The 26,090-nt window shown below is 62.0% G+C and carries 21 protein-coding genes; 9 read left to right on the top strand and 12 right to left on the bottom strand.

Annotated elements, in window-relative coordinates; translation table 11 throughout:
• Positions 1-5 precede the first annotated feature (5 nt).
• The 4 genes from upp (at position 6) to AC07OE_RS03920 (ending at position 3,824) form a co-directional block, all read left to right on the top strand.
• Positions 6-659, top strand: coding sequence for a uracil phosphoribosyltransferase (gene upp / locus AC07OE_RS03905; protein WP_315463949.1), 654 nt, complete (start codon positions 6-8; stop codon positions 657-659).
• Positions 660-724: 65 nt separating this feature from the next.
• Positions 725-1,705: a GSU2403 family nucleotidyltransferase fold protein gene (locus tag AC07OE_RS03910; protein ID WP_495069262.1), complete on the top strand. Its 981-nt coding sequence runs from the start codon at positions 725-727 to the stop codon at positions 1,703-1,705.
• Between the two features lie 66 nt (positions 1,706-1,771).
• Positions 1,772-3,058: an amidohydrolase family protein gene (locus AC07OE_RS03915; RefSeq protein ID WP_495069263.1), complete on the top strand. Its 1,287-nt coding sequence runs from the start codon at positions 1,772-1,774 to the stop codon at positions 3,056-3,058.
• Positions 3,059-3,071: 13 nt separating this feature from the next.
• Complete coding sequence (locus AC07OE_RS03920; protein ID WP_495069264.1) at positions 3,072-3,824, top strand: carbon-nitrogen hydrolase family protein; 753 nt, start codon at positions 3,072-3,074, stop codon at positions 3,822-3,824.
• A gap of 20 nt (positions 3,825-3,844) precedes the next feature.
• On the opposite strand, the gene AC07OE_RS03925 is transcribed toward AC07OE_RS03920, so the two are convergent.
• Positions 3,845-5,032 (bottom strand): MFS transporter, encoded by a 1,188-nt coding sequence (locus AC07OE_RS03925; protein WP_495069265.1) that lies wholly within the window; start codon positions 5,030-5,032, stop codon positions 3,845-3,847.
• 77 nt (positions 5,033-5,109) lie between these two features.
• Between AC07OE_RS03925 and AC07OE_RS03930 the strand changes: the two genes are divergently transcribed.
• Complete coding sequence (locus tag AC07OE_RS03930) at positions 5,110-5,583, top strand: EVE domain-containing protein (protein ID WP_495069266.1); 474 nt, start codon at positions 5,110-5,112, stop codon at positions 5,581-5,583.
• A 72-nt stretch (positions 5,584-5,655) separates the two neighbouring features.
• Here AC07OE_RS03930 and AC07OE_RS03935 read toward each other — a convergent pair whose 3' ends face one another.
• Entirely contained in the window at positions 5,656-6,588 is a 933-nt protein-coding gene (locus AC07OE_RS03935) for a ketopantoate reductase family protein (RefSeq protein ID WP_495069267.1), read from the bottom strand.
• A gap of 100 nt (positions 6,589-6,688) precedes the next feature.
• Between AC07OE_RS03935 and AC07OE_RS03940 the strand changes: the two genes are divergently transcribed.
• From AC07OE_RS03940 to AC07OE_RS03950, 3 genes are read left to right on the top strand one after another with little or no spacing between them, the layout of a single operon-like run.
• Complete coding sequence (locus tag AC07OE_RS03940) at positions 6,689-7,186, top strand: heme-degrading domain-containing protein (RefSeq protein ID WP_495069268.1); 498 nt, start codon at positions 6,689-6,691, stop codon at positions 7,184-7,186.
• Between the two features lie 12 nt (positions 7,187-7,198).
• A complete protein-coding gene (locus AC07OE_RS03945) occupies positions 7,199-7,648 on the top strand; it encodes a C4-dicarboxylate ABC transporter substrate-binding protein (RefSeq protein WP_495069269.1) in 450 nt (149 codons plus the stop codon).
• A complete protein-coding gene (locus AC07OE_RS03950) occupies positions 7,645-9,111 on the top strand; it encodes a TRAP transporter large permease subunit (protein ID WP_495069270.1) in 1,467 nt (488 codons plus the stop codon). Before AC07OE_RS03945 ends, AC07OE_RS03950 begins: the two co-directional genes overlap by 4 nt.
• Before the next feature lie 17 nt (positions 9,112-9,128).
• Here the strand turns inward: AC07OE_RS03950 and AC07OE_RS03955 are convergent, their stop codons facing one another.
• From AC07OE_RS03955 to AC07OE_RS03980, 6 genes are all read right to left on the bottom strand, one after another.
• Positions 9,129-10,859, bottom strand: a complete 1,731-nt coding sequence (locus tag AC07OE_RS03955) for a putative bifunctional diguanylate cyclase/phosphodiesterase (protein WP_495069271.1) — start codon at positions 10,857-10,859, stop codon at positions 9,129-9,131.
• Positions 10,860-10,873: 14 nt separating this feature from the next.
• Positions 10,874-11,305, bottom strand: a complete 432-nt coding sequence (locus AC07OE_RS03960; RefSeq protein ID WP_495069272.1) for a response regulator — start codon at positions 11,303-11,305, stop codon at positions 10,874-10,876.
• Between the two features lie 11 nt (positions 11,306-11,316).
• Entirely contained in the window at positions 11,317-12,780 is a 1,464-nt protein-coding gene (locus AC07OE_RS03965; protein WP_495069273.1) for a sensor histidine kinase, read from the bottom strand.
• A gap of 179 nt (positions 12,781-12,959) precedes the next feature.
• Entirely contained in the window at positions 12,960-13,715 is a 756-nt protein-coding gene (locus tag AC07OE_RS03970; protein ID WP_495069274.1) for a substrate-binding periplasmic protein, read from the bottom strand.
• A 22-nt stretch (positions 13,716-13,737) separates the two neighbouring features.
• Positions 13,738-15,972: a RelA/SpoT family protein gene (locus tag AC07OE_RS03975; RefSeq protein WP_495069275.1), complete on the bottom strand. Its 2,235-nt coding sequence runs from the start codon at positions 15,970-15,972 to the stop codon at positions 13,738-13,740.
• Positions 15,973-15,997: 25 nt separating this feature from the next.
• On the bottom strand, positions 15,998-16,885 hold the full coding sequence (locus AC07OE_RS03980) for an alpha/beta fold hydrolase (RefSeq protein WP_495069276.1): 888 nt from the start codon (positions 16,883-16,885) through the stop codon (positions 15,998-16,000).
• Between the two features lie 70 nt (positions 16,886-16,955).
• On the opposite strand from AC07OE_RS03980, the gene AC07OE_RS03985 reads away from it, so the two are divergent.
• Complete coding sequence (locus tag AC07OE_RS03985) at positions 16,956-17,726, top strand: 3-hydroxybutyrate dehydrogenase (protein WP_495069277.1); 771 nt, start codon at positions 16,956-16,958, stop codon at positions 17,724-17,726.
• A gap of 61 nt (positions 17,727-17,787) precedes the next feature.
• Here AC07OE_RS03985 and AC07OE_RS03990 read toward each other — a convergent pair whose 3' ends face one another.
• The 4 genes from AC07OE_RS03990 to AC07OE_RS04005 all read right to left on the bottom strand — a co-directional run bounded on the left by AC07OE_RS03990 (position 17,788) and on the right by AC07OE_RS04005 (position 25,974).
• Complete coding sequence (locus AC07OE_RS03990; protein WP_495069278.1) at positions 17,788-18,981, bottom strand: MFS transporter; 1,194 nt, start codon at positions 18,979-18,981, stop codon at positions 17,788-17,790.
• A gap of 64 nt (positions 18,982-19,045) precedes the next feature.
• A complete protein-coding gene (locus AC07OE_RS03995; protein ID WP_495069279.1) occupies positions 19,046-21,499 on the bottom strand; it encodes a protein kinase domain-containing protein in 2,454 nt (817 codons plus the stop codon).
• A 107-nt stretch (positions 21,500-21,606) separates the two neighbouring features.
• Positions 21,607-22,950: a putative bifunctional diguanylate cyclase/phosphodiesterase gene (locus AC07OE_RS04000; protein ID WP_495069280.1), complete on the bottom strand. Its 1,344-nt coding sequence runs from the start codon at positions 22,948-22,950 to the stop codon at positions 21,607-21,609.
• A gap of 12 nt (positions 22,951-22,962) precedes the next feature.
• The gene (locus AC07OE_RS04005; RefSeq protein ID WP_495069281.1) at positions 22,963-25,974 is read right to left on the bottom strand and encodes an EAL domain-containing protein; all 3,012 of its coding nucleotides are present in this window, start codon (positions 25,972-25,974) and stop codon (positions 22,963-22,965) included.
• Positions 25,975-26,090 lie beyond the last annotated feature (116 nt).

Here is a 26,090-nt window from a genome sequence, read left to right on the forward strand (position 1 = left end):
AGAACATGGTCACCATCGATCCTGCAGCCCGTGCCAATGTCACGCTGATCGACCACCCCCTGGTGCAGCACAAGCTCACGCTGATGCGCAAAAAAGAAGCCAGCACCAGCAGCTTCCGCCGCCTGCTCAACGAGCTGGCCGGCCTGATGATTTATGAAGTCTGCCGCGACATGCCGCTGCAGGACCTGGAAATTGAAACCCCGCTGGAAAAGACCACCGGCAAGGTCATTGACGGCAAGAAGCTGGTGTTTGCCAGCGTGCTGCGCGCCGGCAACGGCATTCTGGACGGGGTCCTCTCCGTGGTGCCCGGCGCCCGCGTCGGCCACGTGGGCCTGTACCGCGACCCCAAGACCCTGCAAGCCGTGGAGTACTACTTCAAGATGCCCAGCAACATGGAAGAGCGCGACGTGGTCGTGGTCGACCCCATGCTGGCCACCGGCAACTCTGCCGCCGCCGCCGTCACCCGCCTGAAAGCCTGCAAGCCCAAGTCCATCAAGTTCCTGTGCCTGCTGACCTGCCCCGAAGGCATCAACACCCTGTACAAGGAACACCCCGATGTCCGCGTCTTCACCGCCGCCATCGACCGCGGACTGAACGACCACGGCTACATCATGCCGGGCCTGGGGGATGCGGGGGACCGAATTTTTGGCACTCAGTAATCTGTAAGTCTTTGAATTTATTGAATGTTCAATGTATTATATAAAAATAGAAAAATACATTGAACATGCCCTCCAGCACCTTCTTCCTCGACCAGTCGGAAAGCCAGAAGCGCCAGTTCATTGACGCGGAAACGGTGTTTCTGGCCACTGCCAAAGCCAAGAAGGCGGCGGCAGAGGTGCGTGGTAGCATGCTCTGGCGTGAGTTGCGCGGCAAATCCACATTGATTCGCACATCCGCCAACGGCGCCCAAAAATCGCTGGGGATGCGCAGTGAAGAAACAGAGTCGATCTACGCCAACTTCATGGCCCGCAAGAAGTCGGCAGAGGAACGACTCAAAGCGCTGAAAGCCCAACTTGCGACTCAACAACGCCTGAATCGCGCGCTGCGCGTGGGCCGCGTGCCGAATGTGGTGGTTGGAGTGCTCAACGCGCTGGAGAGCATCGGGGTGCAGGAGCACTTCCTGGTGGTCGGCACCCACGCTCTGTATGCCTACGAAACAGCCGCTGGTGTGCGGATTGCCGAGGAAGCCATGGCCACGCGCGATGTGGACATGCTGTTTGACGCCCGCAAACACATCTCCTTTTTCACGACCATGAAGAAGCTCGACAGCTCCCTGATTGGCGTGCTGCGCAAGGTGGATCCCAGCTTTGAAGTGGTGGAAGACCAGTCGTACACGGCCAGGAATCAGGACGGTTTTGAGGTCGACATCATCCGCCGCGCCGCCAAAGATGCCGATCCGCATCCATTGCGCATGAGCGATGAGGACGATGACTTCTGGGCGGTACAGGTGTCCATGGGCGAACGGTTGCAATCGGCTCGGCGCATGGACCAGGTGGTGGTGGCTACTTCTGGCGAGATGGCGCTGATGCGCACCATCCACCCGCTGGACTTTGCACGCATCAAACAAGGCCTATCCACCCAGCTGGGGCGCGACCCGAACAAGAGCGGCAAAGATGCGCTGCAGTCCCGCATCGTCACCGAATTGGTGAACGAGTATTTGCCACACTTCTTGCTTGCTGAAGGTGGCGCTGCATCAATTGAATAGGCCTCTAGCCCCCGTATTCATTGCGCAAGAAGCTATCAAATTAGTAGTAACCATCAGGACATTTCCATGCTCGACCTGCTCATCCACAACGCCACCCTGCCCGATGGGCGCACCAACATGTCCGTGGCGGTGCAGGCAGGATGCATAGCCGAAGTCACGGAGGGGCTCAGCCCTTCAGCCGCACCTGCCAAGGAGACCGTGGATGCTGGCGGCCTGCTGCTCTCCACACCCTTTGTGGACGCGCATTTCCACATGGACGCCACGCTGAGCCTGGGCCTGCCGCGCCTAAACGCCAGCGGCACGCTGCTGGAAGGCATTGCGCTGTGGGGTGAGCTCAAGCCCCACCTGACGTTTGACGCGCTGGTGGAGCGCGCCCTGGCCTACTGCGACTGGGCCGTGGCGAATGGCCTGCTGGCCATCCGCAGCCATGTGGACACCAGCGACGCGAGCATGCTGGCCGTGGAAGCGCTGCTGGCGGTCAAGAAACAGGTGGCGCCCTACATCGACCTGCAACTGGTCGCCTTCCCGCAGGATGGCGTGCTGCGCAGCAAGGGCGGCGTGGACAACCTGAAAAAAGCATTGAGCCTGGGCGTGGACGTGGTCGGCGGCATTCCCCACTTCGAGCGCACCATGGCCGACGGCGCGGCCAGCGTGAAGCTGTTGTGCGAGCTGGCCGCCGAACAGGGCAAGCTGGTCGACATGCACTGCGACGAGTCGGACGATCCGCTCTCGCGCCACATTGAAACTCTGGCTTTCGAGGCCAACCGCCTGGGCCTGCACGGCCGCGTGACCGGTTCCCACCTCACCTCCATGCACAGCATGGACAACTACTACGTGAGCAAGCTGCTGCCGCTGATGGCGGAGGCGCAGATCAGCGTGGTGAGCAACCCGCTCATCAACATCACGCTGCAGGGCCGGCACGACACTTACCCCAAGCGCCGCGGCATGACGCGCGTGCCCGAAATCATGGCCGCCGGCATGACGGTCGCTTTTGGCCAGGACTGCTGCATGGACCCCTGGTACAGCATGGGCAGCGGCGACATGTTGGAGGTGGCCAGCATGGGCCTGCACGTGGCGCAAATGACCAGCCAGGCCGCCATGGCCCAATGCTTTGAGGCCGTGACCCGAAACCCCGCCCGCATCCTGCACCTGGAAGGCTACGGGCTGGAAGCCGGCTGCAACGCCGACTTCGTGCTGCTGCAGGCGCAAAACCCGGTGGAGGCCCTGCGCCTCAAAGCCACGCGCCTCAAGGTCTGGCGCAGGGGCACACTGGTAGCGCAGACGCCGGCCCGTACTGCAACGCTCAGTCTGCCAGGTCGGCCGACGCAGACATCATTCCTGCACACCAAATAGGCCTCTAGCCCCCATGAATATTGCGCGGGCAGCTACCAAAGATATAGCATTCACCATCGCTGCAGCCCAAAGCACCTCGGTGCCGCTGGACGTGGCGGCCAATGTACAAGACCACCTGCGCTTCGTGGAGGCCGCTGCGCAGCAAGGCGTGCAGTGGCTGGTGTTCCCCGAACTCTCCCTCACCGGCTATGAACTGGCCGCCATGCCCAGGCTGGTGCTACATGCCGACCACGCCATACTCACCCCGCTGCGTGACGCAGCCGCGCGCACGAACATGGCTATCACCGTGGGGGCGCCGGTGACCAGTGGCACCAACAACGCCCTGCCCTCCATCGGCGCCATCACGCTGCGGCCAGACGGGCAGCACAGCGTGTACCGCAAATTCCACTTGCATGACGGCGAAAAGCAGTTCGCCGCGCCGGGATTGGACGCGGTACATCTGCAGAGTGCGAATGGCGCGCACATTGCCAGCGCCATCTGTGCGGACACCAATTTTCCGTCGCACGCCGCCCGCGCAGCACACGCTGGCGCCGGCATCTACGCCGCAGGAATTTTGACCTCAGAAAAAGGCTACGCCGCCGAAGCCCCGCTGTGGGCAAGCTACGCACGCGATCACCGCATGGTGGTGCTCATTGCCAACCACGGCGGGCCGTCAGGGGGCTATGTGTCAGCGGGGCGCAGTGGGATTTGGGATGCGCAGGGCAACCGTATGGCCGAAGCGGCTGGGCCAGGGGATTGGTTGGTTCTTGCGCACCCCGCCACTTAGACTCACGTCCCTCTTCTGGCTCAAGGCACCTGTGACAACTTCGCCAAGCGCGTTTCCGTCACCACCAGCCCAACGCCCCCCGCCAACGCCAGCACTGCACCCAGCAGCGCTGCGTCTGAATAGCCCAGGCGGGCGGTGGTGGCGCTGAAGATCAATGACGAAATGCCCACCGCGATCACCGAGGTGATGTAGCTCAGCGAAGTGCTGAGCCCCGGCCGGTCTTCAAAAATGCCCTGCAGGTAGCTGATGGTCACGCTCAGGATCACCGAGGCGCCCACGGCATTCAGCGGGATGGACCAGTACACAGCCTCCATGCTGTGGGCGTGGCTCAGCAGCACCAGGTAGCCCGCGTAAAAGACCGCGCCAATGGCCAGCGCGGTGGACTTGGAAATCCACCGCAGCAAACGGCCCCACACCAGCATCAACGGAATTTCCGCCATGGCCACCAGGCCGGCATACACGCCCACATCGCTTTCTGCGCCGCCCGCAGTGCCAGTGATGACCAGCGCATACAGAATGCTCTGCAGCCGGTGCGCGCTGGTGATGAAGCCGATCAGCAGCAGGCGCCATAGCAACATCCACGAGAGAACGTCCCACAGCACTCCGCGTGCTTTCTGGGGTGTGCTGGAACTGGCCTCCATTTCAACGGGTTTGACTTTGCTGCCTCGGCTGTAGGCGGCGAACAGCCCTGCGTTCGAGAGGCAGGCACATGCGGAAATCAGGTAGACCACATAGACGGAGCTGCCCAGCGACAGCAGAACCCCCATCACCGTGGGTACCACGACCCAGGAGGTGGCAAAGAGCGCGCGAATGGTCGAGGTGACCGCATCACGCTCGTAGAGAGGAAGCTGGTTGGTCTCCGCCCGAGCCGCCGCAAAGAACAGGCTGTAGAGCGAGCCTGCAATCGGGATGGGCAGCAGGTGGGCAAAGAAAAAGGTGGCGATGCGTGGGTAAAAGAACACCAGCCCGAACCCCAGCACGCCCATAAGGGCGGCCGGCGGTATCAGCGCGTAGCGGTTGGAAAACCGGTCGGACGCCAGGCCGATGCTCACGCCAATCAGCATGCCCGACACCGACGTGGCAAACACCAAGATCGAGTACAAATGGTTGGACATCTTCAGCAGCTCCACCCCCACCAGAGACTGGTAAGGCACGGTGGCCGAAAACGTAACGCCAGACAGGAACAGGCCCAGCGTGCAAATCCGCAATCTGGCGTTCCCGAAAATCAGTGCAAATGAGTGAAACAATGGTGGCTCCCTGTGCCGCCATTGTGACGAGTGAATCTATGCCCCACTACTGGTTAATGAAAGCGGAACCCGCCGAAGCCTCGGTGGACGATGTACTGGCCATGCCAAACGCGACGGTGCCATGGACCGGCGTACGCAACTACCAGGCGCGCAACTTCATGCGCGATGGCATGCAGGTGGGCGACGGCGTGCTGTTCTACCACTCCAGCTGTGCGGAGCCAGGCATCGTCGGCATAGCCCGCGTGGCTTCAGGCGCCTACACCGATCCCACGCAGTTCGATCCCACATCCCACTACTTTGATGCGGCCAGCAAACCTGAAGCGCCGCGCTGGATCCTGGTGGACGTGCAGGTGCTGCACAAGACGCGCAACCTCACCCTGCCCGAGCTGCGCCAAGACCCCGACCTGCAGGAACTGACTGTCCTCAAGAAGGGCAACCGACTGTCCATCACGCCCGTGGAGCCTGCGCACTGGCAGCACATTCTGCACAAGCTCGGAAGCCCGGGTTTATAAAGAAAATAGGCTTCTAGCCCCCGTCCGTATTGCGCGTACAGCTACCAAATAAATAGCATAGTAAGGCATCCCTTAAGTTTGCTTGCTCTCCAGCAGCTTCACCAGCGCCCACAGCACGCGGTTAGCGGGGGTGGCAATGCCCAGGGCCTGGCCGCGGCGCACCACCAGTCCATTCAGGTAATCGATCTCGCTCTTCTTGCCCCGTGCCAGGTCTTGCGCGGTGGAGGAGAACTGGTGCGGCATAGTGTCAAAAATCATGCGCACCGCGGCATCCACATCGCCGGCGCCATTTCCTGACACTTGCACGCCTTCGGCCTTGGCCACCGCCAGGCATTCGTTGACTACATCGCGCATCACGTCCTGCACGCCCTCACCCACCGCCGTCTTCCCGTAGGGCAGCTGGCTGATGGCGGAGACGGCGTTGTAGGCGCAGTTCAGGATGAGCTTGAGCCACAGTGCACCGCGCACGTTGTCGGATACTTCGGCCCCTACGCCAGCGGCCTGCAGGGCCGGGGCCACATGGGCGGCGCTGGGCTCGATCACCAGATCGCCGCGCCCATGGTGTTTCACATGGCCGGGGCCGGCCATCTCGGTGGCCACGTACACCACGGCTGCCGCTACGGTGTGGTCGGGCAGCACGTTGCACAGGCGGTCGGCGTTGTCCACCCCATTCTGCAGGCACAGCACCAGCGCACCGGGCGCCAGGTGCGGGCGGATTAGGGCTCCGGCTGCCTCGGTGTCGGTCGACTTGACGCAGAACAGCACCAGGTCTGCACCCTGCACCGCGCTGGCCTCGGTACTGGCAGACAGGCGCACCCGCTCGTCAAAGGTGAGTGTCTCCATGCGCAGGCCGTCGGCCTGGATGGCCTGCACATGGGCGGGCCGGGCGATCAGGGTTACGCCATGGCCCGCACGGGCCAGCATGCCGCCAAAGTAACAGCCCACCGCGCCGGCCCCCATGATGGCAACGCGAAGAGGGGTAACGGCGGGAGGTGACGATGGCATAAGCAACTCGCAGGGGTACGTTGAGGGGCGGGAATGCCCCATTCTAGGCAGCCACACCTTCCCCTACACTCCGGCTCATCACTAGCCACTCCACCGCACCATGACACTCGCCGCCGACCTTGAACGCCTGGCCCTGCAAGAGCAGCGCCTGCAATTTGACGCCTTTGAACAGACCAGCGCCTGGACGCTGGGCACCCATATCAAGGCGCTGTGCGAAGCGGCCGGTGTGGCGCTGACCATCGAGATTCGCCTGGCCAAGGACACGGTTTTCTACTACGCCATGCCCGGCACCGGCCCTACCAATGCCGACTGGGCGCGCCGCAAGCGCAATGTGGTGGAACTGTTGCACACCAGCTCCTATGCGGTGGGGCTCAAGCTGGAGCAGGAGAACAGCACGCTGCAGGAAAAGCAGGGCCTGCCGCTGCGCGACTACACCCCGCACGGCGGCAGCTTTCCCATTCGCGTACGTGGTGTAGGCGTGGTGGGCGTGGTCACGGTGTCAGGCATTCCCCAGCGGGAAGACCACGCCATGGTGATCCGTGCCCTGGCCGCGCTGTGCAATGTGCCGCTGGCTGAAGTGGCGCTGGCCCCCGTCTAGGCGGCGGACAGCATGCGCCGCATCATCGTCTACGCCAGCGTCCTGGCGCTCCCCTTGGCCTTCTTGCTGTGGGCGCAATGGCCCTTGCGTGGCCTGGAACAGGCCCCTGCCCGGCTGGCCAACGATTGGGGGCAAATTGTCTTTGCGATCTATGCCGCCGTGGCCGTTACCGCAGCCAGCCGCGCAGGCACGCACCTGGCTGCCCATGGAGAGACAGCCAATGCGCCTCAGACACCCCGGTGGAAAACCTGGGCGCTGCTGGCATGTGTTGCGCCGTGGGCTTTTTTTCTTCTCTGGATCGGTGTTCCGCAGGCGTTCACAGCGCTGCTTCAGTGGGAGCGGTTTCCGGAGACGTTCAATGTGGGTTATTTCATGCTGCGATGGGCCTTGGTCTTGCTGGCGGTACTGGCCTTGTGGCAAGCCGTTGCCAGCCTGCTGCGGCGTCCCCCCTCTTCCCCATGAGCGCTGCGCTGTCTCCGTTCATGGGCCTGGCCATGCTGGTGATGCTGGCATTGTTAATTCTGGCGACGGGTTTGCCCGTATGGGCTCTGCTGATGGGCTGCGCCAGTCTGTTTGCAGTCGTCGGTTGCCTGTGGGGCCATATGGATCTGCAGGTGTTGACCGCGGTGGCTGGACGTACCCTGGGCTTGCTCGAGCATGACTTGCTGCAGGCCTTGCCGCTGTATGTGCTGATGGGCGTATTGCTGCAGCGTTTGCAGGTCGCGAATGCCGTATTTGCGCTGCTGCAGCACCTGCTTAGACGAACGCCGGCGAGTACTGCAATGGCCGCCATGGGCGTGGGAGCGCTGGTGGCCCCCATGAATGGATCGGTGGCCTCCAGTGCCTCACTGCTCGCACGCCTCATTGCGCCCCGCCTGCGGGGCGCCGCACCTGCCCGTGCGGTGGCGCTTGTCAGCGCGTCAGCCACCATTGGTGTAGTCGTACCCCCTTCGCTGGTATTGATTTTGTTGGGAGATGCCATGCTGCGCGCCCACACAGAGGCCAGCAACCTGCCCGGCTACCATCTGGCGGGGCGCATCATCAATACGCAAGACGTATTTCTTGCGGCCCTGGTGCCTGCGACGGCCATTTTGGTTTTGTGGTTTGGCGTGGCCTGGTGGCAGGGGCGCACCGCGTCAGCCGTGCCCACCCCGCCCGCAGTACCGACCTCACTACCTGCACGCCAAGGGGTGACCGGCGCACTCGCCATTGTTGGAGTGATCACGCTGCTCGTGTCGGTGTTCACGGGCAAGCTTTATGCCGTAGAGGCTGCGGCCACGGGCGCCATGGTGTTGTTGGTTGGGGCCCTTCTGGCGCGTGCCATGACGGTGGCCCAGTGGCGAACGGCCTTGCAAGAAACCCTGGAACTGAGCGGTGCGCTCTTCGCCTTGCTGCTGGGCGCAAACACTTTCAGTCTGGTGTTCCGTCTTTGGGGGACCGATCAATGGCTCACGGCGCACATCTTGGCCTCGCCCTGGCCGGCGCAGGCGACGGCGGCAGTGGCCCTGCTAGCGGTAGCCCTGTGTGCCTGGGTGCTTGATGCCTTTGAGATGATTTTTGTCATCATCCCCATCGTTGCGCCGCCCTTGGTCGTGAGTCTGGGGGATGCGCAGCAGGCCGCCGTGCTGCTTCTGTTGGTGCTCCAGATCAGCTTTCTCATTCCGCCCATGGGCTACGCTGTCATGATGGCGCGCAACCATGGGGGGTTGGGCCGGGTGAACACCCGCGCCCTGCTGTGGGCCCTGCTCCCTTACTGGTGTGCCCAAGTGCTGGTAAGCGCTGTGGTCTTCGCCGTTCCCGGCGTTGTACATGGACTGGACGCCCCGCAACTGTCAGCCACTGCGGAGCAACAGCCCCTGTCGGATGACGAGATCGAGAAAAGTATGCGTGAAATGTCCGCCCCCACCGCAGTCACCAAACCCTGACGGGCGCAAGCAAAGCGTCAATGCAGCGCGTGGGGCGCCAGAAAGATGGCCTCGAACTCGGGGGCGGGAATGGGCTTGGAGTAAAAATACCCCTGCAGCAGGTCGCAGTGCTGCTGGGTACAAAACTCCACCTGCGCTTGGGTTTCCACGCCTTCCACCACAATCTGCATGCTCAGCGTCTTGGCAAAGGCGATGATGGCCAGGAAGAGCTTTTCGCTCTTGCCACCCTCCCCCACGGCGGACACAAAGCCCTTGTCGATCTTGAGGATGCTGATGGGGAACAGCTTGAGGTGGTCCAGCGACGAATAGCCGGTACCAAAATCATCCAGCGACATGGCAACACCTTGGGCCGATATCTCGGACAGCAGCGACACCGTGTCCGTTGTCACCTCGATCAACATGCTCTCGGTAATTTCGAGCTCCAGCGCATTGGCTGGCAGGCCATGCGCGGTCAACGCGGACATCACGGTACGCGGCAGTTGTTCCTGTTTGATCTGCACGGCGGACAGATTGATTGCCAGCGTCAGATCTGCCAGACGCGGCGAATAGCGTTCCCGCCAGACCTTGAGCTGCCGGCATCCCTCCTGAAGCACCCAGGCACCAATGTCGACGATCAGGCCCGTTTCTTCCGCAATCGCCAAAAAGGCGGCAGGTGACAGCACGCCCAGGCGGGGATGGTGCCATCGCAATAGCGCCTCCATGCCCCGCAGGCCGCCGTCCGCGGAGCGGATCTGCGGTTGGTAGTAAATCTGAAGTTCGTTCTTCTCCAGTGCACGCTGCAGGTCGTTCTTGATGACCGAGCGAAACTGCACGGCCTCTTGCAATGACACGGAGTAAAACCGGCTTTTATTGCGCCCGTCCAGCTTGGCCTGGTACATGGCCAGATCGGCATACTTGAGCAGATCGGCTGCGTTGTCGGTGGTGTTGCCCAGCACCGCGATGCCAATGCTGGTGGTAATGGTCTGCTCGCTGGATCCGATAAAAATGGACTCACGCAGCCTAGCGTTGATGCGGTCGGCCAGCACGATGGCCTGCTCATCGTGGTCAAAGTTGGTCATCATCACCACAAATTCATCGCCACCCAATCGGCACAGCAAGTCACCGTCGCGTGCAATCAGCGTCAGGCGACGCGCCACCTCCACCAGCAGTTGGTCTCCTGCATCGTGCCCCAGTGTGTCGTTGATGCTTTTGAAGTCATCGAGGTCTAGCAGCAAAATGGCCAGCCTGCCGTCCGAGCGACGGACGCGGGCAAGCTGGGCTTCCAGCGAACGCTCGAAACCACGGCGGTTCATAAGCCCGGTCAGTGCATCGTGCTCGGACAGACTGCGAACCTGCTCCAGGCTATAGCGCAGGCGCTCTTCAATCTGGAACCGCTGGCGTGCCTGCACCACCACCCGAGTCAGGTGGCGGCTGTTCACTTCGTCCTTCAGCAAGAAATCCTGTGCACCGGCCTCCAAGCACTCTTCGGCCAGGCTTTCGTTCTCGTACCGACTGAGCATGACCACCGCTACGCTGTCATACGCCCCGCCGCGCAGCGCACGCAGCACTTCCAGCCCATTTTGGTCAGGCAGGCGATAGTCCAGCAGGATGGCATCGAACTTTCGGTCGGATGCCATCTGCAAGCCCGCAGCAGCCGTTTCGGCGTAGCTCACATCGCAGGGAACCGAGCTTTTGCGCAGTGTGCGTGTGATGGCGTGCCGGTCCAGCTCGTCATCGTCAATCAGTAGCAGGGAGAGTTCAGCAAGCATGGATACCTTCGCCACTAGGCAATCAACTCCACCACACGCCAGTAGCCATGGAGCATTTCCATGGCGCGTACCACCCCATCACCCACCTGGCTTTTGATGATGTATCCCGCAATGTTGTGCTGGTAGGCAATAGCCTTGTCCTCCTCAGCCTTGGAGGTGGTTAGCACAAACACCACTGCACTGGACAACGCGGGGTCTTTGCGAATCTCTGCCAGCACCTCCAATCCATTCATGCGCGGGAGGTTCAAGTCCAGCAGAACCAGATAAGGCCGGTGCGACGCGTTGCACTCGCGCAGCTTGGCCAACCCCTCCATGCCATCCCGCGCGCGCACCATGGGATTGGTGATTTGCAGCTTCTTGAGCGCTCGCTGAATGCCCATCACATCCACGTCGTCGTCGTCCACCAGAAGCAGGGTGACATCCTTATCGGTCTTCTTGGCTTGCATGCCACTTCTCCTCATTCGGACTGGGTTGGCCAGGTAAAGCGGAACGTGCAACCGGACTTGCCGTCCGAATCCAACGCGACCACCCCGCCCACTGTTTCCACGGCCTTCTTCACAATCGCCAGGCCCATGCCGCTACCTTCGATTTCATCACGTGGCCTGAGCGTCTGGAAGATCGTGAATACGCGCTTCTGGTGTTCTGGCGGAATGCCTGGTCCATCATCCCCGACTAAAAATTCGTACCCCCCGGCACAGGGTTGTGCCTGTATCCAGATAGTCCCCTTTGGCTTGTCATGGTGCTTGATGGCGTTGTTGATCAGGTTGCGCAGCACCAGCTCCAGTGGCACTTTCTGTGTGCGCAGAGTGGGCATGTCGGGCGCGGCAATCAACTGGATATTTTTCTGCGAGGCCGCCAGTTCAAAGATATCGCGCACCAGGTTGCCCGTATTCACCGCGCCCACCGGGTTGTCAGACTGCCCTACGCGCGAGTAGGCCAGCAGATCGTCTAGCAGCATTTCCATGCGGCCTATGCGGCTGCGCATCAGGCGCAGGTGCTCTCGCGTCTCGCTGCCCAAGGAATCGCCTAGGTCCTCTTCGATCCAGGTGGCGAGTTGATCCACTCCGCGCAAGGGCGACTTGAGATCGTGTGAGGCCACATAAGCAAAGTTGTTCAAGTCGTCATTGCTGCGCGTGAGTTGCCCTACCAGGTGGCTCAGTTGCAGCTCTGACTGTTTGCGGGCCGTGATATCCACAATGGCGGACAGGATCTTGAGTCCTGTGGAGGTCATGATGGGATTCAGGCCGATCTCGACCGGGAACTCGCTGCCATCCTTGCGCAGGCCATACAAGTCACGGCCACTGCCCATGGCGCGCGGGCTGGGGTCAGAAAAATAGGCGGCCCGGTGGTGGGGGTGGCCTCCGCGAAACCGCGTAGGCAACAGCAGGTCGATGGACTGCCCCAACAACTCGGAGCGCGAATAGCCAAAAATGGCCTCGGCCTGGGAGTTGACCATCTCAATCACGCCCGACTTGTCAATCATGACCATGCCGTTGGGGGCCATTTCGACCACCTGGCGGAACTGCTCCTCCTGCCGCTTGCGCTCGGACAGATCGACAATGGCCGACACCACTTTCATCCCTTCCGTTGTTTTGATGGGGGTGAGACCAATTTCGATGGGGAATTCGCCACCGTCCTTGCGGCGGCCGAACAAGTCGCGGCCAATGCCCATCAACCGCGGGCTGGGATCGGCCACGAAATTGGCTCGGTGGGCGGGATGCACGCGCCGGAAGCGCTCAGGCAGCAACACCTCGATGGCCCGACCCAGCAACTCCGAACGGGAATAGCCAAAAATGGCCTCGGCCTGGCGATTGACCATTTCGATAAGGCCGCCCTCGCCAATCATGACAATGGCATAAGGCGCCATCTCCACGATCTGGCGAAATTGCCCCTCTTGGCCTTGTATCAGCACATCGCTCATGCACCCCCTTCGCTTTTCCCTGAAAAGCAATGCAAATAGTCTGGCACGCCACATTGCTCTTGGTGGGCGCAAGCCCGTGGCAATATTGTTGAACGTGTGGGTGTGACTATGGCCGAATATTGATCTTTGTCAAGGTGCGGAACCTGGCACTCCAGAAGGCCGCGTCACACCATCCGGGCCTATTTGGGCACGTTGTCGCCGAGGTACTTTTGGTAGATGGCTTTGAAGTGCCCGCTCCGCTTGATCGCTGCCAAACCGGCATTGAAATCGTCGCGAATCTTGGCGTCACGAAATACCGGGCGGTAGTCCATGGGGTTGAGTTTGACAAAGCTGTGCTCCGTCACCGGCCCCAGCATGGTTCCTTCGGTGCGCTCCACCTGGGCGCTGAAATACTTGAAGATGTTGCGGTCACTCAGCACCAGGTCATAGCGCTTCTTGTGCAAGGTCAGCACCTGCAGGGCCTGGTCGTTCTGCTCAAAGTAGCGCCCCTCTGCCTTGACGGGGTTCAGCCACTCTGGGTAACGCTTGGCAGCCCCTACGAACGCAATCACGGTAAGGCCGTGCAGGTCCTCGGGCTGGCGAATCACCAGCTTGCGCTCCGCCAGGCTGATGAATACGTTGTCGTAGAACACCCCGGGGTCGCCATAGACCCCCCCATCCGCTTGCAAATCTGTCCCCAGGTCCGACATGGCGGCATCCACCTCATGCAATTTGAACGCCACCGGTACCCGCATGAAGGGAAAGTACTTGGGTTTGAGGACATGGCCCCGGTAGGCCAGGGCCTCGCGCATCACATCCACCTCGATACCCGAGTTGGTTTCGGGAAAACAAAATGGCGGGATACGCTCACCAAATGCCATGCTTACATCGGCTGCGCCTGCAGAACCTGCCAGACTTCCCCAGAGCACCAGGGTTGCCAGCATCAAAGCACGCATAGTGAGCCTCCCCTTAAGGATGTCAGCGCCGCCGTGCCGAGCGCACACCGCCCAGCTCGCCCACGATCTTCAACACCCGGGCCAGTTTGCCGGACTCGGCGACTTCCACCGTAAACGTCATCCACGCCGTGCCTTTGACCGACTGGGTCTGCACGCCAATGACGTTCATCTTTTCCTTGGCAAATACTTCCGAGATGTCGCGCAGCAGCCCCTGCCGGTCATGCGCTTCCACTGCCACGTCCACGGGGTAGACGTTGCCATCTTTGCCACCGGGCGCCCCCCACTCTACGTCAATAAGACGGTCGCCGCTACGGTTGACCATGTTGCGCAGGTTGGAGCAATCCGAGCGGTGCACGCTCACGCCCTTGCCACGCGTGACAAAGCCGCTGATGAGGTCTGGTGGCGCAGGCTTGCAGCACTTGGCCAGCTGCGTCATCAGCGAATCAATGCCCACCACCAGTACGCCGCCCTTGCCACCCGCCCCACGCGGCTTCTTGAGGGGCATGTAGTCGTCTTGTGCCGATGCAGGCTCTGGCGGGCGCAGCAGCATTTCGATGTTGCGCAGAGAAAACTCGTCCTTGCCCACCACCTCAAACAGCGCATCCGCGTTGTTGAAGCCCAACTGGCTGGCCAAATCATCCAATTTGACGGCGGTTTTGCCCTCGCGCTGCAAGAGCTTTTCCACGGCCTCACGGCCCTTGGCCATGGTTTCACCCATAGCCAGCGCATTGAACCAGGCACGCACTTTGGCGCGCGCGCGGTGGCTGGCCAGGTACCCCAGCTCGGGGTTAAGCCAGTCACGCGAGGGGCCGCCCTCCTTGACCGCGGTTACTTCCACGGTCTGGCCATTTTTCAGCGGCGTGTTGAGCGGCACCATGGCACCGTCCACCTTGGCGCCGCGGCAGCGGTGGCCCAGGTTGGTGTGCACGCTGTAGGCAAAGTCCACCGCTGTGGCGCCCTGCGGTAGCTCCACGATGGCGGCGTCCGGCGTCAGCACATAGATGCGGTCATCGAACATACCCGTACCCTCTGCACCGGCATGCGCCCCCGACAGGTCTCGCTCCCAGGCCAGCAGCTGGCGCAGCACGGCAATCTTGGCGTCATATTCGCCCGCCGCTGTCACGCTGCCACCGTAGCCCTTGGCACCGGCTTCCTTGTAAGCCCAGTGCGCGGCAACGCCGTGCTCCGCATGGTCGTGCATGGCCTGGGTGCGGATCTGCACTTCAATCGGTTGTGCGCCGGCGTCCCGAACTACGGTATGCAGCGACTGGTAACCGTTGGGCTTGGGTCGGGCGATGTAATCGTCAAACTCTTCGGTCACCGGCACAAAGTGGCTGTGCACCCAGCTCAAAGCGGCGTAGCAGTCGGGCACGCTGGGCACGACGATGCGCAGCGCGCGGATGTCATAGACCTGGTCAAAGCCCAGCGACTTGCCGCGCATTTTCTTGACGATGCTGTAGATGTGTTTGGGCCGGCCCTGCACCGTGGCCTCAATGCCCTGCGCCGCCAGGTCGTCCGCGAGCTGCAGGCGCAGGCGCTCCACCGAGGCCTCACGCTCCGCGCGCTTTTCGTCCAGCAGCTTGGCCACCTGCTTGTAGGTGTCGGGCTCCAGAAAACGGAAGGACAGGTCCTCCATCTCCCATTTGATTTCCCAAATACCCAGGCGGTTGGCCAGGGGTGCAAACACCTGCAGCGCCTCGCTGGCCAGGCCGGGCGGCACAGGCTGCTTGGTGGCGGCAAAGTGGCGCAGCGTTTGCAGGCGCGAAGCCAGCCGCAGCATGACCACGCGCAGGTCCTTGCTAAAGGCCAGCAGCATCTTGCGCACGCTCTCCGTCTGGGCGGCCGCAGTTTGCGCCATGGGAGCAGTACTGCCGCCAGCCCCCTGCTGGCTGTGGGCCACGCGTGCAATGCGCTGCAGGCGCACCAGCTTGGTAGTTTCCAGCGCCAGGTCGGCAAAGTTGTCGCCAAAGGCCTTGGCAATCACCTCGTGCGGTTTGTTCAGGTGGTCACAGGCATAGACCAGGTAGCTGGCGGCTTGCATGGCCTCTGAGCCGCCAATCGTGCGCAGGATGGAGGCCACGGCGTCCGCGTGCTGCAGCACGTTTTCACCGGTGTCCAGGGCTTGGGTGGCCAACAGGGGCTCGGCAAAGGCGCGCGCACGCGCCAGAGCATCTACCTGTTCGGGCAGGCTATCGGCCGTGGCCGCGATGACCTGCGGGGTGGCCGAGGCAGTGTGCTCGGCGTACAAACTTTTCATGCAACGCTCACATCATCCGGGGACGCTACCCCAGCAAAAAAGAAGCCACCGCGTCGACCTGGTCGGCCGCGATCAGGGTGGGGGCATGGCCCACACCGGCAAATTCGACCAGCCGCGCCTTGGGGCCGCGCTGGGTCATGGCCTGCGCGGTGGCAGGGGACAACAAATCAGAGTTCGCACCGCGCAGCAGCAGCGTTTGCGCTGTCAAGCTGTCGTACAGCTGCCAGAGCTGGGCTTCTCCCTGGGCGGCCACCTCCTGCGTCACCGCGCCAAAGGGCACGGCAATCGCCGGGTCGTAATGCAAGGCCACGCGACCGTCAGGCGTCGACTTGACCATATGGCGCGACAGTTCCAGCCACTGGGCCGGCGTGTGCGGGCCAAAGCTTTGCGAGACGGTCCACATGGCGTCGGCAGCCTGCTGCAGGGTCTCAAAAGTCTGGGCCTTGCCCAGGTAGGTGCCAATGCGGGCCAACGCTTCCCATTGGATGGCGGGGCCCACATCGTTCAGCACCAGGCGGCGAACGGTGGTGCCCACCGCTTGCGCATGGGCACAGACCGCCATGCCGATCAGCCCGCCCATGCTGGTGCCCAACCAGTCCAGCGTGGCGGGTTTCAGCTGGGTTAGCAGCGCCAGCATGTCGGCCGCGTAGGTGGGCAACTGATAGCCAAGCGGGTCTTTGAGCCAATCGCTCCGGCCGCGGCCCACCACGTCGGGGCAGACCACACGCAACGGCTGCGGGCTGCGCGCTAGCAGGGCTTGGGCCAGTACATCGAAGTCGCGGCCCTGGCGCGAAAGGCCGTGGGCACAGACGATGGTGTGGGCCGCATCGGCCGCGCCCCACTGCCAGTACGCCATCCGGTGCCCGCCCTGCGCGTCGGCGCAGGGTACGTAGTTCAGCGTAGGGTCAGCCATGGTGCAATCAGTGGTTTGATAATGACCACATCCTAATGGAAACCCCCTACTCTTTTGGAAGGACGCAGCAATGTTGAAAGGTAAAACCGCCATCGTGACCGGATCCACCAGCGGCATCGGTCTGGGCATCGCCAAAGCCCTGGCCGCACAAGGGGCCAACATCGTGCTCAACGGCTTTGGTGACGTGGAGGGCCCCAAGGCTGAAGTGGCGGCGCTGGGCGTGCAGGTGGGTTACCACGGTGCCGACATGAGCAAGCCCGCCGACATCGAAGCCATGGTGCAGTACGCCACCGGCACCTTCGGCGGCGTGGACATTCTGGTGAACAACGCCGGCATCCAGCACGTAGCGCGGGTGGAGAACTTCCCGGTGGAGAAGTGGGACGCCGTGATCGCCATCAACCTCTCCAGCGCCTTCCACGCCAGCCGCCTGGTGCTGCCCGGCATGCAGGCCAAAAACTGGGGCCGCATCATCAACGTGGCTTCCGTCCACGGCCTGGTGGGCTCAGCCGAAAAGTCGGCCTACGTGGCGGCCAAGCACGGCATCGTGGGCCTGACCAAGGTGACCGCGCTGGAAAACGCTACCAGCGGCGTGACCTGTAACGCCATCTGCCCCGGCTGGGTGCTCACACCCCTGGTGCAAAAGCAGGTGGATGCCAAGGCCGCCGCCCAGGGCATCAGCAATGCCGACGCCACCAAGCAGCTGCTGGGGGAGAAAGAGCCCTCGCTGCAGTTCACCACGCCCGAAGAACTGGGGGCGCTGGCCGTGTTCTTCTGCTCGCCCGCCGGCAATAACGTGCGCGGCGTGGCCTGGAACATGGATGGCGGTTGGGCTGCCCAATAAGAACGATTTGAGCCGCTAGCCCCCGTCAATATTGTGCAGATAGCTCCTGTTTTTATAGCGGTTATGCGACAGAACCCAGGCTGACGTGGGGCCGCTGGCGGGTGGCCCACCAGCTCATGGCCATGGACGCCAGCAGCCCCACCAGCCCAAACCAGTGCAGTGTGGCCATGCCGTTATGGGCAATGAGCCAACCGCCGCTGCCAGCGCCCAGCGCTTGGCCTGCATACATGGCGGAGGTATTGAGCGCAATAGAGCCCGACGCCAGCGCTGGCGCAATACCTACCAAGCGCGCCTGTTGCGCCGAATTGGACGAGAAGCAGCCCAGGGCCCACGGCACCACAATGAGTGCCGCCAGACCCAGGCTGGTTCCCAGAGGCCATAGCAGCAAGCTCAGCGCCATGGCGCCCACGCCCCACATCACCGCGTTGGACGCCCCCATGCGGTCGATCCGGCGCGACATGAGGATGTTGCCCACCAACCCAAACGCACCAAACCAGGCAAACAGCAAACTCAGCTGCAGCGGCGTGATCGCCAGCATCACCTTGAAATACGGTGCGAAATACGAGAACAGCACAAACTGTCCGGCCGAATACAACAGGGTAACGGCCACACACAACATCAGCGCAGGAGAGCGCAAAGCCTCACCCCAGGCTGCGCGCGACAAGGCCGGCGGCCTGATGCCGTCCGGCATGGCACGCCAGACCCAGACCGCACTTGCGACGCTGAGCAACGCCACTGCAGCAAACGCACTGCGCCAACCCAGCGTGCCGCCGATGAACGCACCGATGGGCATGCCCAGCACCGACGCCACCGACCAGCCCAGAAACACAAAGGTAATGGCCCGCCCGCGCTGTTCGGGCAGCACCAAAAGCCCTACGCACGCCGCGGCCTGGGGGGTAAAAATAGCGGGCGAGATTACGGTCAGCACCCGCACCACAAGCAACGAACTGAAGCTGGGCATCATCGCGCTCAGCCCCAAAAATGCGGCGTACCAGAGCAGGGACAGGGTCAAGAGCCGGCGCCGGTCCCACCCGGCCACCACACTGGCCAGCAAGGGGGCTCCCAGGCACATCACCGCAGCGGCGGCGGCAATCAGTTGCCCTGCGGTGGAGACCGAAATGTTCAGCGACGTGCTGATGTCATTGAGCGTGCCCGGCACCACCATCACCCCCGTGCCGATGACAAAGTTACCGAAGAGCAGAGGCCAGAGGATTTTGGGCAGCGATGCCGCCGCCGGGGGCGATGTAGAAGTCATGCACACATTCTCACCGCCCCACCCTGCGCACGCTGTCACAAGGGCAATAGGAGGAGTCTTTGGGTTAGCTGGACTGCTTGAATGCCATGACCGCCTGGTTGCGCAGCGTGCGTAGCAGGGCCAGCTCCTTGTCATCCAGTTCCAGGGAGCCGCGCACGGTCTTGTCGGCGTAAATCAGGCCAAACGGGGAACCCTTGATCTGCAAGGGCAGCAGCAGAAAGGTGGGAGCATTGATATGCAGGCGGTACCAGTCGGGCAGGCGCTGGACGATACGGGCCTCGGAGGCGTCGCTGATCATGGTGTCTGCACCCTTGACGCTGACCACACCGAACAAATCAGGGTTGGCCGCTTTCAGATGGGTCTTGAATACCCTGACGCAGCGCTCCACGCCCTCCCCCAGACCGAAGCGGCCCACCATCATCTCGCTTTTGGCGTCGCGCATGCAGAAGATGATGCGGTCAAACTCCATGGCACGGTACATGGTCTCCAGAATCATCCGCAACACATCGCTGAGCTTGAAATCCTCCACCATTGCATTGGTGATGTCCTGGATGCCGGCTGCCAGCGTTTCTGCCACCTGGTGTGCGCGCAAAGAAACCATCTGGTCGGCGCCCGCGGCGGGGGTGGCCTGCAGCTCCAGGCTGCCAAATTGCGATTCTTCGGGCGGGCTTGGGCGCAGCAACTCTGCGGGCGGCTCGGCCGGCTTGAGCAGCTTGGCCGCGGCAGACCCCGGGGCCACCCGGATCTCCATGGCCGCAGCCAGGTCCACCAATTTCTGGCGTGCCTTGTTGGTGGCCGCCATCACTTCTTTCGCGCCCAGTCCCATGGCTGCCATGTACTTGCGGGCCACCAGAGCCAGGCGTGACTCCCGCTCCTGCGGGTCGCTGTGCAACAGCACATCGGCCATTTCATTGGACGCCAGGGCTACCCAGCGCACACGCTCGGCGCTGTCGGCGGGGGCACGCTGGGGCGGCTCGCCCGCGGGCTTGCGCATGCAGCGCTGGATGTCCTCCGGCAGGCTCCAGGCCTTCGCAATACCCAAGCCCAAGGCCTCAAAACTCAAGCCCAGCACACTGATGGCCGCTGATATTTCGGACAAGGGCCGCCGCGGGTCTTGCATGAGACCACGTACCCGTGACGCCTCTTCCGGGAAGTAAAACAGGACCAGCAACCGCCCCAGGTTCTGGAACATGGCACCTATGAACGCCTCTTCGCTTTCCCGCACTACGGGGCACAGCTCCACACCAATGCTGCCCGCCAGCAGAGAGCGCAAAAACTCCTCTTTCAGTTGCGCTGCATGCGCTTTGTCCTGCATGTGCTCCAGCAGCACCAGGCTCAACGCCATGTTGCGGATGCCATTGAAGCCCACCAGGGTCACGGCGCGCGACACCGTGCTGATACTGCCACTGCGGCCATAGTGGGCGCTGTTGACCAGACGCAGCAGCTTGTTGGTCAGTGCCACATCCTTCAAGATTTCATTGGTGACGCTGCCCACGCTTTCGGTCTCGGAGGCCGCCATGCTCTGGATGCGCACCACCGAGTCCGACATGGCCGGAAAGTCGCTCTTGTGGCGCATGCGCCGCAGCAAAAAATCCAGCGTGTCGCTGCTGCTGGCGGTCGCGCCAGGAGCGCCGGTGCCACTGCCAGCCGCGGACTGCGTCCATTGCTCCAGCTCGGACTGGAACATGCGGACACTCACAAAGCGCTGGTGCGGATCATGGGCGAGCGCACGGTTTACGATGGCACGCAAACGGTCGTCCACCCCGGGCACCGCATCGTCCGGGAGCAGAAGCTGTTCGTGCATCACCCGGTACAGGGCCCGGTCGGGGGCGGCCTCGTCAATCAGTCGTTTGCCCGTCAACAGCTCGGCCAACACCACGCCGGCCGAAAATATGTCCATCGCCGCCGATGGGGGGGCACCGTCTGCGGCCTCCGGCGACAAATAGCCCAGCGTGCCCCAGGCCACCGCAGCGGCGAAGCTACCGGTGCCTGGGATGTGGGCTGCAATACCCAAGTCCGTAACACGGGCACGCCCCGCGCCATCGATCAATACGTGGGAGGGGTTCAGGTCACGGTGCACCACGCCGGCGGCATGGGCGGTGGCCACGGCGTCCAGCACATCCATCATCCAGGCCACCGACTGCGGCACGGGCGGGGCCCCGCGTTCGCGCAGAATCTGTTCCAGTGTCTGGCCCGCCACATACTCGCATACCAGATAGGGCTGACGCGCCTGGATGTCGGCTTCAAGGACCTGAATGATGCCGGGGTGGGTGACACGTCCGGCGCTGCGCGCCTCCTGCAGCCAACGGGCTATCGCTTCTTCGCTTGCGCCCGCATCGGGGTGCACGAGCTTGATGGTCACCTCACGCACCATGCGTGGGTCAAAGGCCCGCCAAACGGTGGACTGCACGCCCTGCCCCATTTGCTGGCGCAGTTCGAACCGCCCCATCATGCTGCCCACCGAAGGCAGCTCCGCAGTGGGCGGCTGGCTCGGAGCAAAAGGCGAGGAATCAGGCATATCGCAAGCTTCTGGCTATTGTGAAAGGGCTCCAACGACGGCACCCAAAGAAAACAAAACACATGCGGAAGTATGGCACTGCCAGCCACGCCTTTCGAGCAGTTTTGTCAGGCCGTGGCAAGTCCGCGTGACGACTGTGCGGCACGAACAAAAGCGAGAAATTCCGGCAAGGCCAGGGGTCTGCTAAACAGATATCCCTGAAAGATATGGCACTCGTGGTCCAGAAGGAAATCACGCTGCCCTTGTGTTTCCACGCCCTCGGCCACCACCGCAAAGCCCAGGCTCTTGCCCAGCGTGATGATGGTGTGGGCGATGGCGGCGTCGTTGGGGTCGGTGAGCACATCGCGCACAAAGGACTGGTCGATCTTGATTTGCTCCAGAGGCAGACGCTTGAGATAGGTCAACGAGGAATAGCCGGTCCCAAAGTCATCCAGCGAAAAACTGACACCCAACGTGCGCAAGGCCTCCATCTTGTAGACGATGTCGTCCATATCCTGCACCAGCATGCTTTCCGTCAGCTCCAGCTTGAGCCGCTGTGGGTTGGCCCCCGTGCGCTGCAGCATGGCCTGCACCTGGTCCACAAAGTCTTTTTGGTGAAACTGGCGCGCGCTGACATTCACCGACAGGTTGAGCGAGGCCATTTCAGGCATGCGCGACCACATCACCAACTGAATGCACGCAGTGCGTAACACCCATGCACCCAAGGGCAAGATCAACCCCGACCTCTCCGCCAGATCAATGAACTCCCCTGGACTGACCAGCCCTTTTTGCGGGTGCTTCCAGCGCAGCAAGGCTTCTGCCCCGAGAATCCGCCCCTCCGAGGTCACCTGCGCCTGGTAAACCAGAAAAAACTCCTCCCGTGCAATGCCCTTGCGCATGTCGATCTCGAGCCGGCTGGACTCGGCCACGTCGGTCACCATGATGTGTACCAACGCATACAACCCCAGCATGGCAAACGTGGTGTTGACCCACGTGCCGGTGAGACGAATGTCATCGGGAATGCGGTACGGCGTAGAAAGGCCCCAAACGGTGCTGGCCACCGCCACGTAGGTGACGAACAGAACGCCCACCACCAGATTGCGAATCCAGGGTGATTCGTCTCGCAATACCAGCATGGAGGCTAACGCGAGCACCAAAAAATAGTGGTGTGTGGAGCGTGGTGCTACTGAATCAGGAACATCAAAAACGAGAGAGAAAACGCACAGCATGGCGTAAATGCCGCCGGCCATGATCGCGAAAGCAAAGCGGGTGCGGTGTCGCACCGTCAGATAAGCCACCGCCACACCGAGCAGCAGCATGCTGACCTCGATCGCCACGATGGGCCAGACACCCCGCATCACAAAGAAGATCGACCATACCGCGCCAATGCCGATCATCAACGTGGCACCGGTGAACAACATGCGCCGCACACGGCGGTGGTGTTGGTCCAGGGTGTTGGTTGAAAGACCCATGGTGTGCAGGCCTCAGGCCTGTGCGCTCAGATAAGCTTCAAACATGTCTACGGGCAATGGTTTGCTGAAATAGTAGCCTTGGTAGGTGTTGCAACCATTGTTGGCCAGAAAGTCCCGCTGCGCCGCCGTCTCCACCCCCTCAGCAATCACGGCCAACCCCAAGCTGTTGCCCAGCGCCACGATGGTGCGGGCGATGGCGGCGTCGTTGGGGTCGGTCAGCACATCCTGCACAAATGACTGGTCAATCTTCAACTGGTCCAGTGGCAGGCGCTTGAGGTAGGACAGCGACGAGTAGCCCGTGCCGAAGTCATCCAGCGAGAAGCCCACGCCGCGTGCGCGCAAAGCCGTCATCTTTGCAATCACGTCGTCCACGTTGTCCACCAGCAGACTCTCCGTCAGCTCCAGCTTGAGCCGTCGCGGGTTGGCCCCGGTGTAATCCAGCATGGCGAGGATGTGGTCGGCAAAATCCTGCTGGCGGAACTGGCGCGAACTGACATTGACAGCCAGTGCCAGCGGCTCGGTCAGTGGGTCCTTGGCCCACTCCACCAATTGGGCACAGGCGGTCTCCAGCACCCAGCTCCCCAGTGTCAATATCTGCCCGCTTTCCTCCGCCACCGGTATGAACGATGCGGGAGACACCAGGCCGCGCACCGGGTGGCGCCAACGCAGCAAGGCTTCTGCACCCAAAACCCTGCCCTGAGCATTCACCTGCGGCTGGTAATAGAGCAAAAACTGACCGTACAAAATGCCTTGCCGGATATCGGCTTCCAGCTCTGCGCGCTGGGACACGGCGGCCTGCATCAAGGGGTCAAAGAATCGCAGCCCATTGCGTCCGGCATTTTTGGCCTGGTACATGGCCAGATCGGCCTGCTTGAGCAGTTCATCGATGCCCACTTCGTGGCCGCTGTAGAGCGCCAATCCTATGCTGGGTGTGCTGTGGTACTCGTGTCCCGCCAAGCCAAAAGGCGCATTCAGCACCGCAATGAGTTTTTCTCCTACCGCAGTGGCTTGGGCGGCGGCAACTTCACGCACGGTATCCAAGCCTTCCAGCATCACCACGTACTCGTCTCCCCCCAGTCGGGCTACGGTGTCTTCTTCGCGAACCGTCTCCATCAGCCGCTGCGCCACCTGCTGCAGCAGCAAGTCGCCCTTGTCATGCCCCAAGGTGTCATTCAGCGTCTTGAAGTGGTCCAGGTCAATGAACAGCAAGGCGCCGCAGGCACCACTGCGGGCGCTGCTGGCCAGGGCATGCTGCAATCGGTCCATCAGCATGCGCCGGTTGGGCAAGCCGGTCAGCGGGTCGTAAAACGCCAATTGGCGGATTTGGTCTTCTGCAGCCTTGCGCTGGGTGATGTCAGTGACGGTCGCCACATAGTGGGTCAGTTGCTTGGCTTCATCGGTTACCGCGGTGATGTGCATCCACTGCGGGTAAACCTCACCGTTCTTGCGCCGGTTCCACAACTCTCCTTGCCAGGTTCCATCGCGTGCCAGCTTGGCATTCATCTCAGTATAAAACGCGTTGTCATGCCAGCCCGAGCTGAACAGGGTGGGCGTCTTGCCAATCAGCTCATGGTCTTCGTAACCGCTGATGCGGGTAAACGCCTGGTTCACCCGCAAGATCTCGCGCCGGGCATTGGTCACCAGCATGCCTTCCTGCGCCTCAAAGGCGGTCGCCGCGACCCGTAGCTCCTCCTCGGTGCGCTTGCGATCGGCCAGGTCAATGTCGAAGCGAAAAAACTCAGCCTGTTCCGCCGGGTTGTGTACGGCAGCATGGCTGGAAAACACCGGCACATCCTTCCCGTTTTTATGCCTCAGGGTCAGCTCTTCGGGGACGATCACCTCGCCTGAAATCGCCATATCCTGCAGCGCTTCCCGCATGCTTTTGCGCAAATTGTTCGGAACGATGGTCTCAAACAAGTTGCGCCCCACCGCCTCTGCCGCTGTGTAGCCGTACAAACGCTCTGACGCGTGGTTCCAATACGTAATGGTGCCATCGGGTGTGTAGCCTTGCACCGCGACCGAGGGCAGGTTTTGCAGAAGATTGCGAAACCTGGCTTCCGAAGCCCGCAACTCCTCCTGTGCCGCAGAACGCTCCGTGACATCTCGCGCCAGTAGCACTACAGCACGGCGCTGATCAAGACGCTCCGCCAGCGGGTGGGTACGCCCCTCAAACCGCCGCATGCCCCGGTGGGTCTGAATTTCATACTCAAACATCTGGGTGGCTTGCAACTCCAGGGTTTTGAGCACCTGCGCCAGCAGGCGGTCCGCTTCGGCAGTGGGCAGTACGTCATGCAAGCGCCGCCCCAACAGCGATTCGCCCCGTGTAACGCGAAGGTTGCTACGGCTGGACAGGACATCGACAAAGCGACCATCCTCATCCAGCAAAAACAGCAGGTCGGGGATTGCGTGCACCGTGGCCTGCAGACGCGCTTGGTGAGTCTCCAACGCTACCTCGGTTTCAAAGCGAGAGCGCACATCCTTGAGGATCAGCCCCATCAAAAGACTGGCGGGAGTAAAGACCAGCAACAAGGGGATGCCCACAGCAGAAATGACCTTGGGCGCTACATCTGACGGCAGTTCCAGGAACAAGGCCACTTCCGCAAGGTGTACCAGGAGACCAAAGCCCAGCAAGGTGGGCCAGCCCAGGTTAACCCGCCCCGCCCGGAATCCATAGTAATAAGCCAGACCCATTGCGTAGCTGACGAGCACCACCGACATACCCACGTAGGCTCCAACTCCGCCCAAGTACCAGCGGTAGCCCCCTGCAATGAGGGTGGCAATGGTTCCCGTCAAAGGCCCGCCAAACAGGCTGGCCATGCTGATCACGACCGATCGGGCATCAAAGATAACGCCCGGGGAAATCACCAGTGGCATCATCATGCCGATGACGCAAATGCCACCAAACAGTACGCCGCTGGAAATCTGACCCCACGGCTCCCGCCCGCGCAAAGCGCGAATGTTCAGGCTGTGCAACAGGCTCAGCGCCAGCAAAAGGACGACGCCCTTGAGCAGCTCTAACACCATACGACAAGCCCCCCGCCCGGTAAGCAACAGCACACCAAACCGAATACTCCAGAAGTATTGTTCAGGCCATTATGGCGTGGCTATGCCGGTTTGCGGTGCCCTACGTTGAAGGGCCA

The organism is Rhodoferax sp. GW821-FHT09E07, assembly GCF_059416145.1.

Bases quoted from the DNA above. Each gene is read 5' to 3' on its own strand.
- AC07OE_RS03995 (WP_495069279.1), bottom strand. From the start codon at position 21,499: ATGCCTGATTCCTCGCCTTTTGCTCCGAGCCAGCCGCCCACTGCGGAG.
- AC07OE_RS03935 (WP_495069267.1), bottom strand. From the start codon at position 6,588: ATGCCATCGTCACCTCCCGCCGTTACCCCTCTTCGCGTTGCCATCATG.
- AC07OE_RS03965 (WP_495069273.1), bottom strand. From the start codon at position 12,780: ATGAGCGATGTGCTGATACAAGGCCAAGAGGGGCAATTTCGCCAGATC.
- AC07OE_RS03930 (WP_495069266.1), top strand. From the start codon at position 5,110: ATGCCCCACTACTGGTTAATGAAAGCGGAACCCGCCGAAGCCTCGGTG.
- AC07OE_RS03975 (WP_495069275.1), bottom strand. From the start codon at position 15,972: ATGAAAAGTTTGTACGCCGAGCACACTGCCTCGGCCACCCCGCAGGTC.
- AC07OE_RS03915 (WP_495069263.1), top strand. From the start codon at position 1,772: ATGCTCGACCTGCTCATCCACAACGCCACCCTGCCCGATGGGCGCACC.
- AC07OE_RS03955 (WP_495069271.1), bottom strand. From the start codon at position 10,859: ATGCTTGCTGAACTCTCCCTGCTACTGATTGACGATGACGAGCTGGAC.
- AC07OE_RS04005 (WP_495069281.1), bottom strand. From the start codon at position 25,974: ATGGTGTTAGAGCTGCTCAAGGGCGTCGTCCTTTTGCTGGCGCTGAGC.
- AC07OE_RS04000 (WP_495069280.1), bottom strand. From the start codon at position 22,950: ATGGGTCTTTCAACCAACACCCTGGACCAACACCACCGCCGTGTGCGG.
- AC07OE_RS03950 (WP_495069270.1), top strand. From the start codon at position 7,645: ATGAGCGCTGCGCTGTCTCCGTTCATGGGCCTGGCCATGCTGGTGATG.
- AC07OE_RS03945 (WP_495069269.1), top strand. From the start codon at position 7,199: ATGCGCCGCATCATCGTCTACGCCAGCGTCCTGGCGCTCCCCTTGGCC.
- AC07OE_RS03985 (WP_495069277.1), top strand. From the start codon at position 16,956: ATGTTGAAAGGTAAAACCGCCATCGTGACCGGATCCACCAGCGGCATC.
- AC07OE_RS03980 (WP_495069276.1), bottom strand. From the start codon at position 16,885: ATGGCTGACCCTACGCTGAACTACGTACCCTGCGCCGACGCGCAGGGC.
- AC07OE_RS03920 (WP_495069264.1), top strand. From the start codon at position 3,072: ATGAATATTGCGCGGGCAGCTACCAAAGATATAGCATTCACCATCGCT.
- AC07OE_RS03960 (WP_495069272.1), bottom strand. From the start codon at position 11,305: ATGCAAGCCAAGAAGACCGATAAGGATGTCACCCTGCTTCTGGTGGAC.
- AC07OE_RS03990 (WP_495069278.1), bottom strand. From the start codon at position 18,981: ATGACTTCTACATCGCCCCCGGCGGCGGCATCGCTGCCCAAAATCCTC.
- AC07OE_RS03940 (WP_495069268.1), top strand. From the start codon at position 6,689: ATGACACTCGCCGCCGACCTTGAACGCCTGGCCCTGCAAGAGCAGCGC.
- AC07OE_RS03910 (WP_495069262.1), top strand. From the start codon at position 725: ATGCCCTCCAGCACCTTCTTCCTCGACCAGTCGGAAAGCCAGAAGCGC.
- AC07OE_RS03970 (WP_495069274.1), bottom strand. From the start codon at position 13,715: ATGCGTGCTTTGATGCTGGCAACCCTGGTGCTCTGGGGAAGTCTGGCA.
- upp (WP_315463949.1), top strand. From the start codon at position 6: ATGGTCACCATCGATCCTGCAGCCCGTGCCAATGTCACGCTGATCGAC.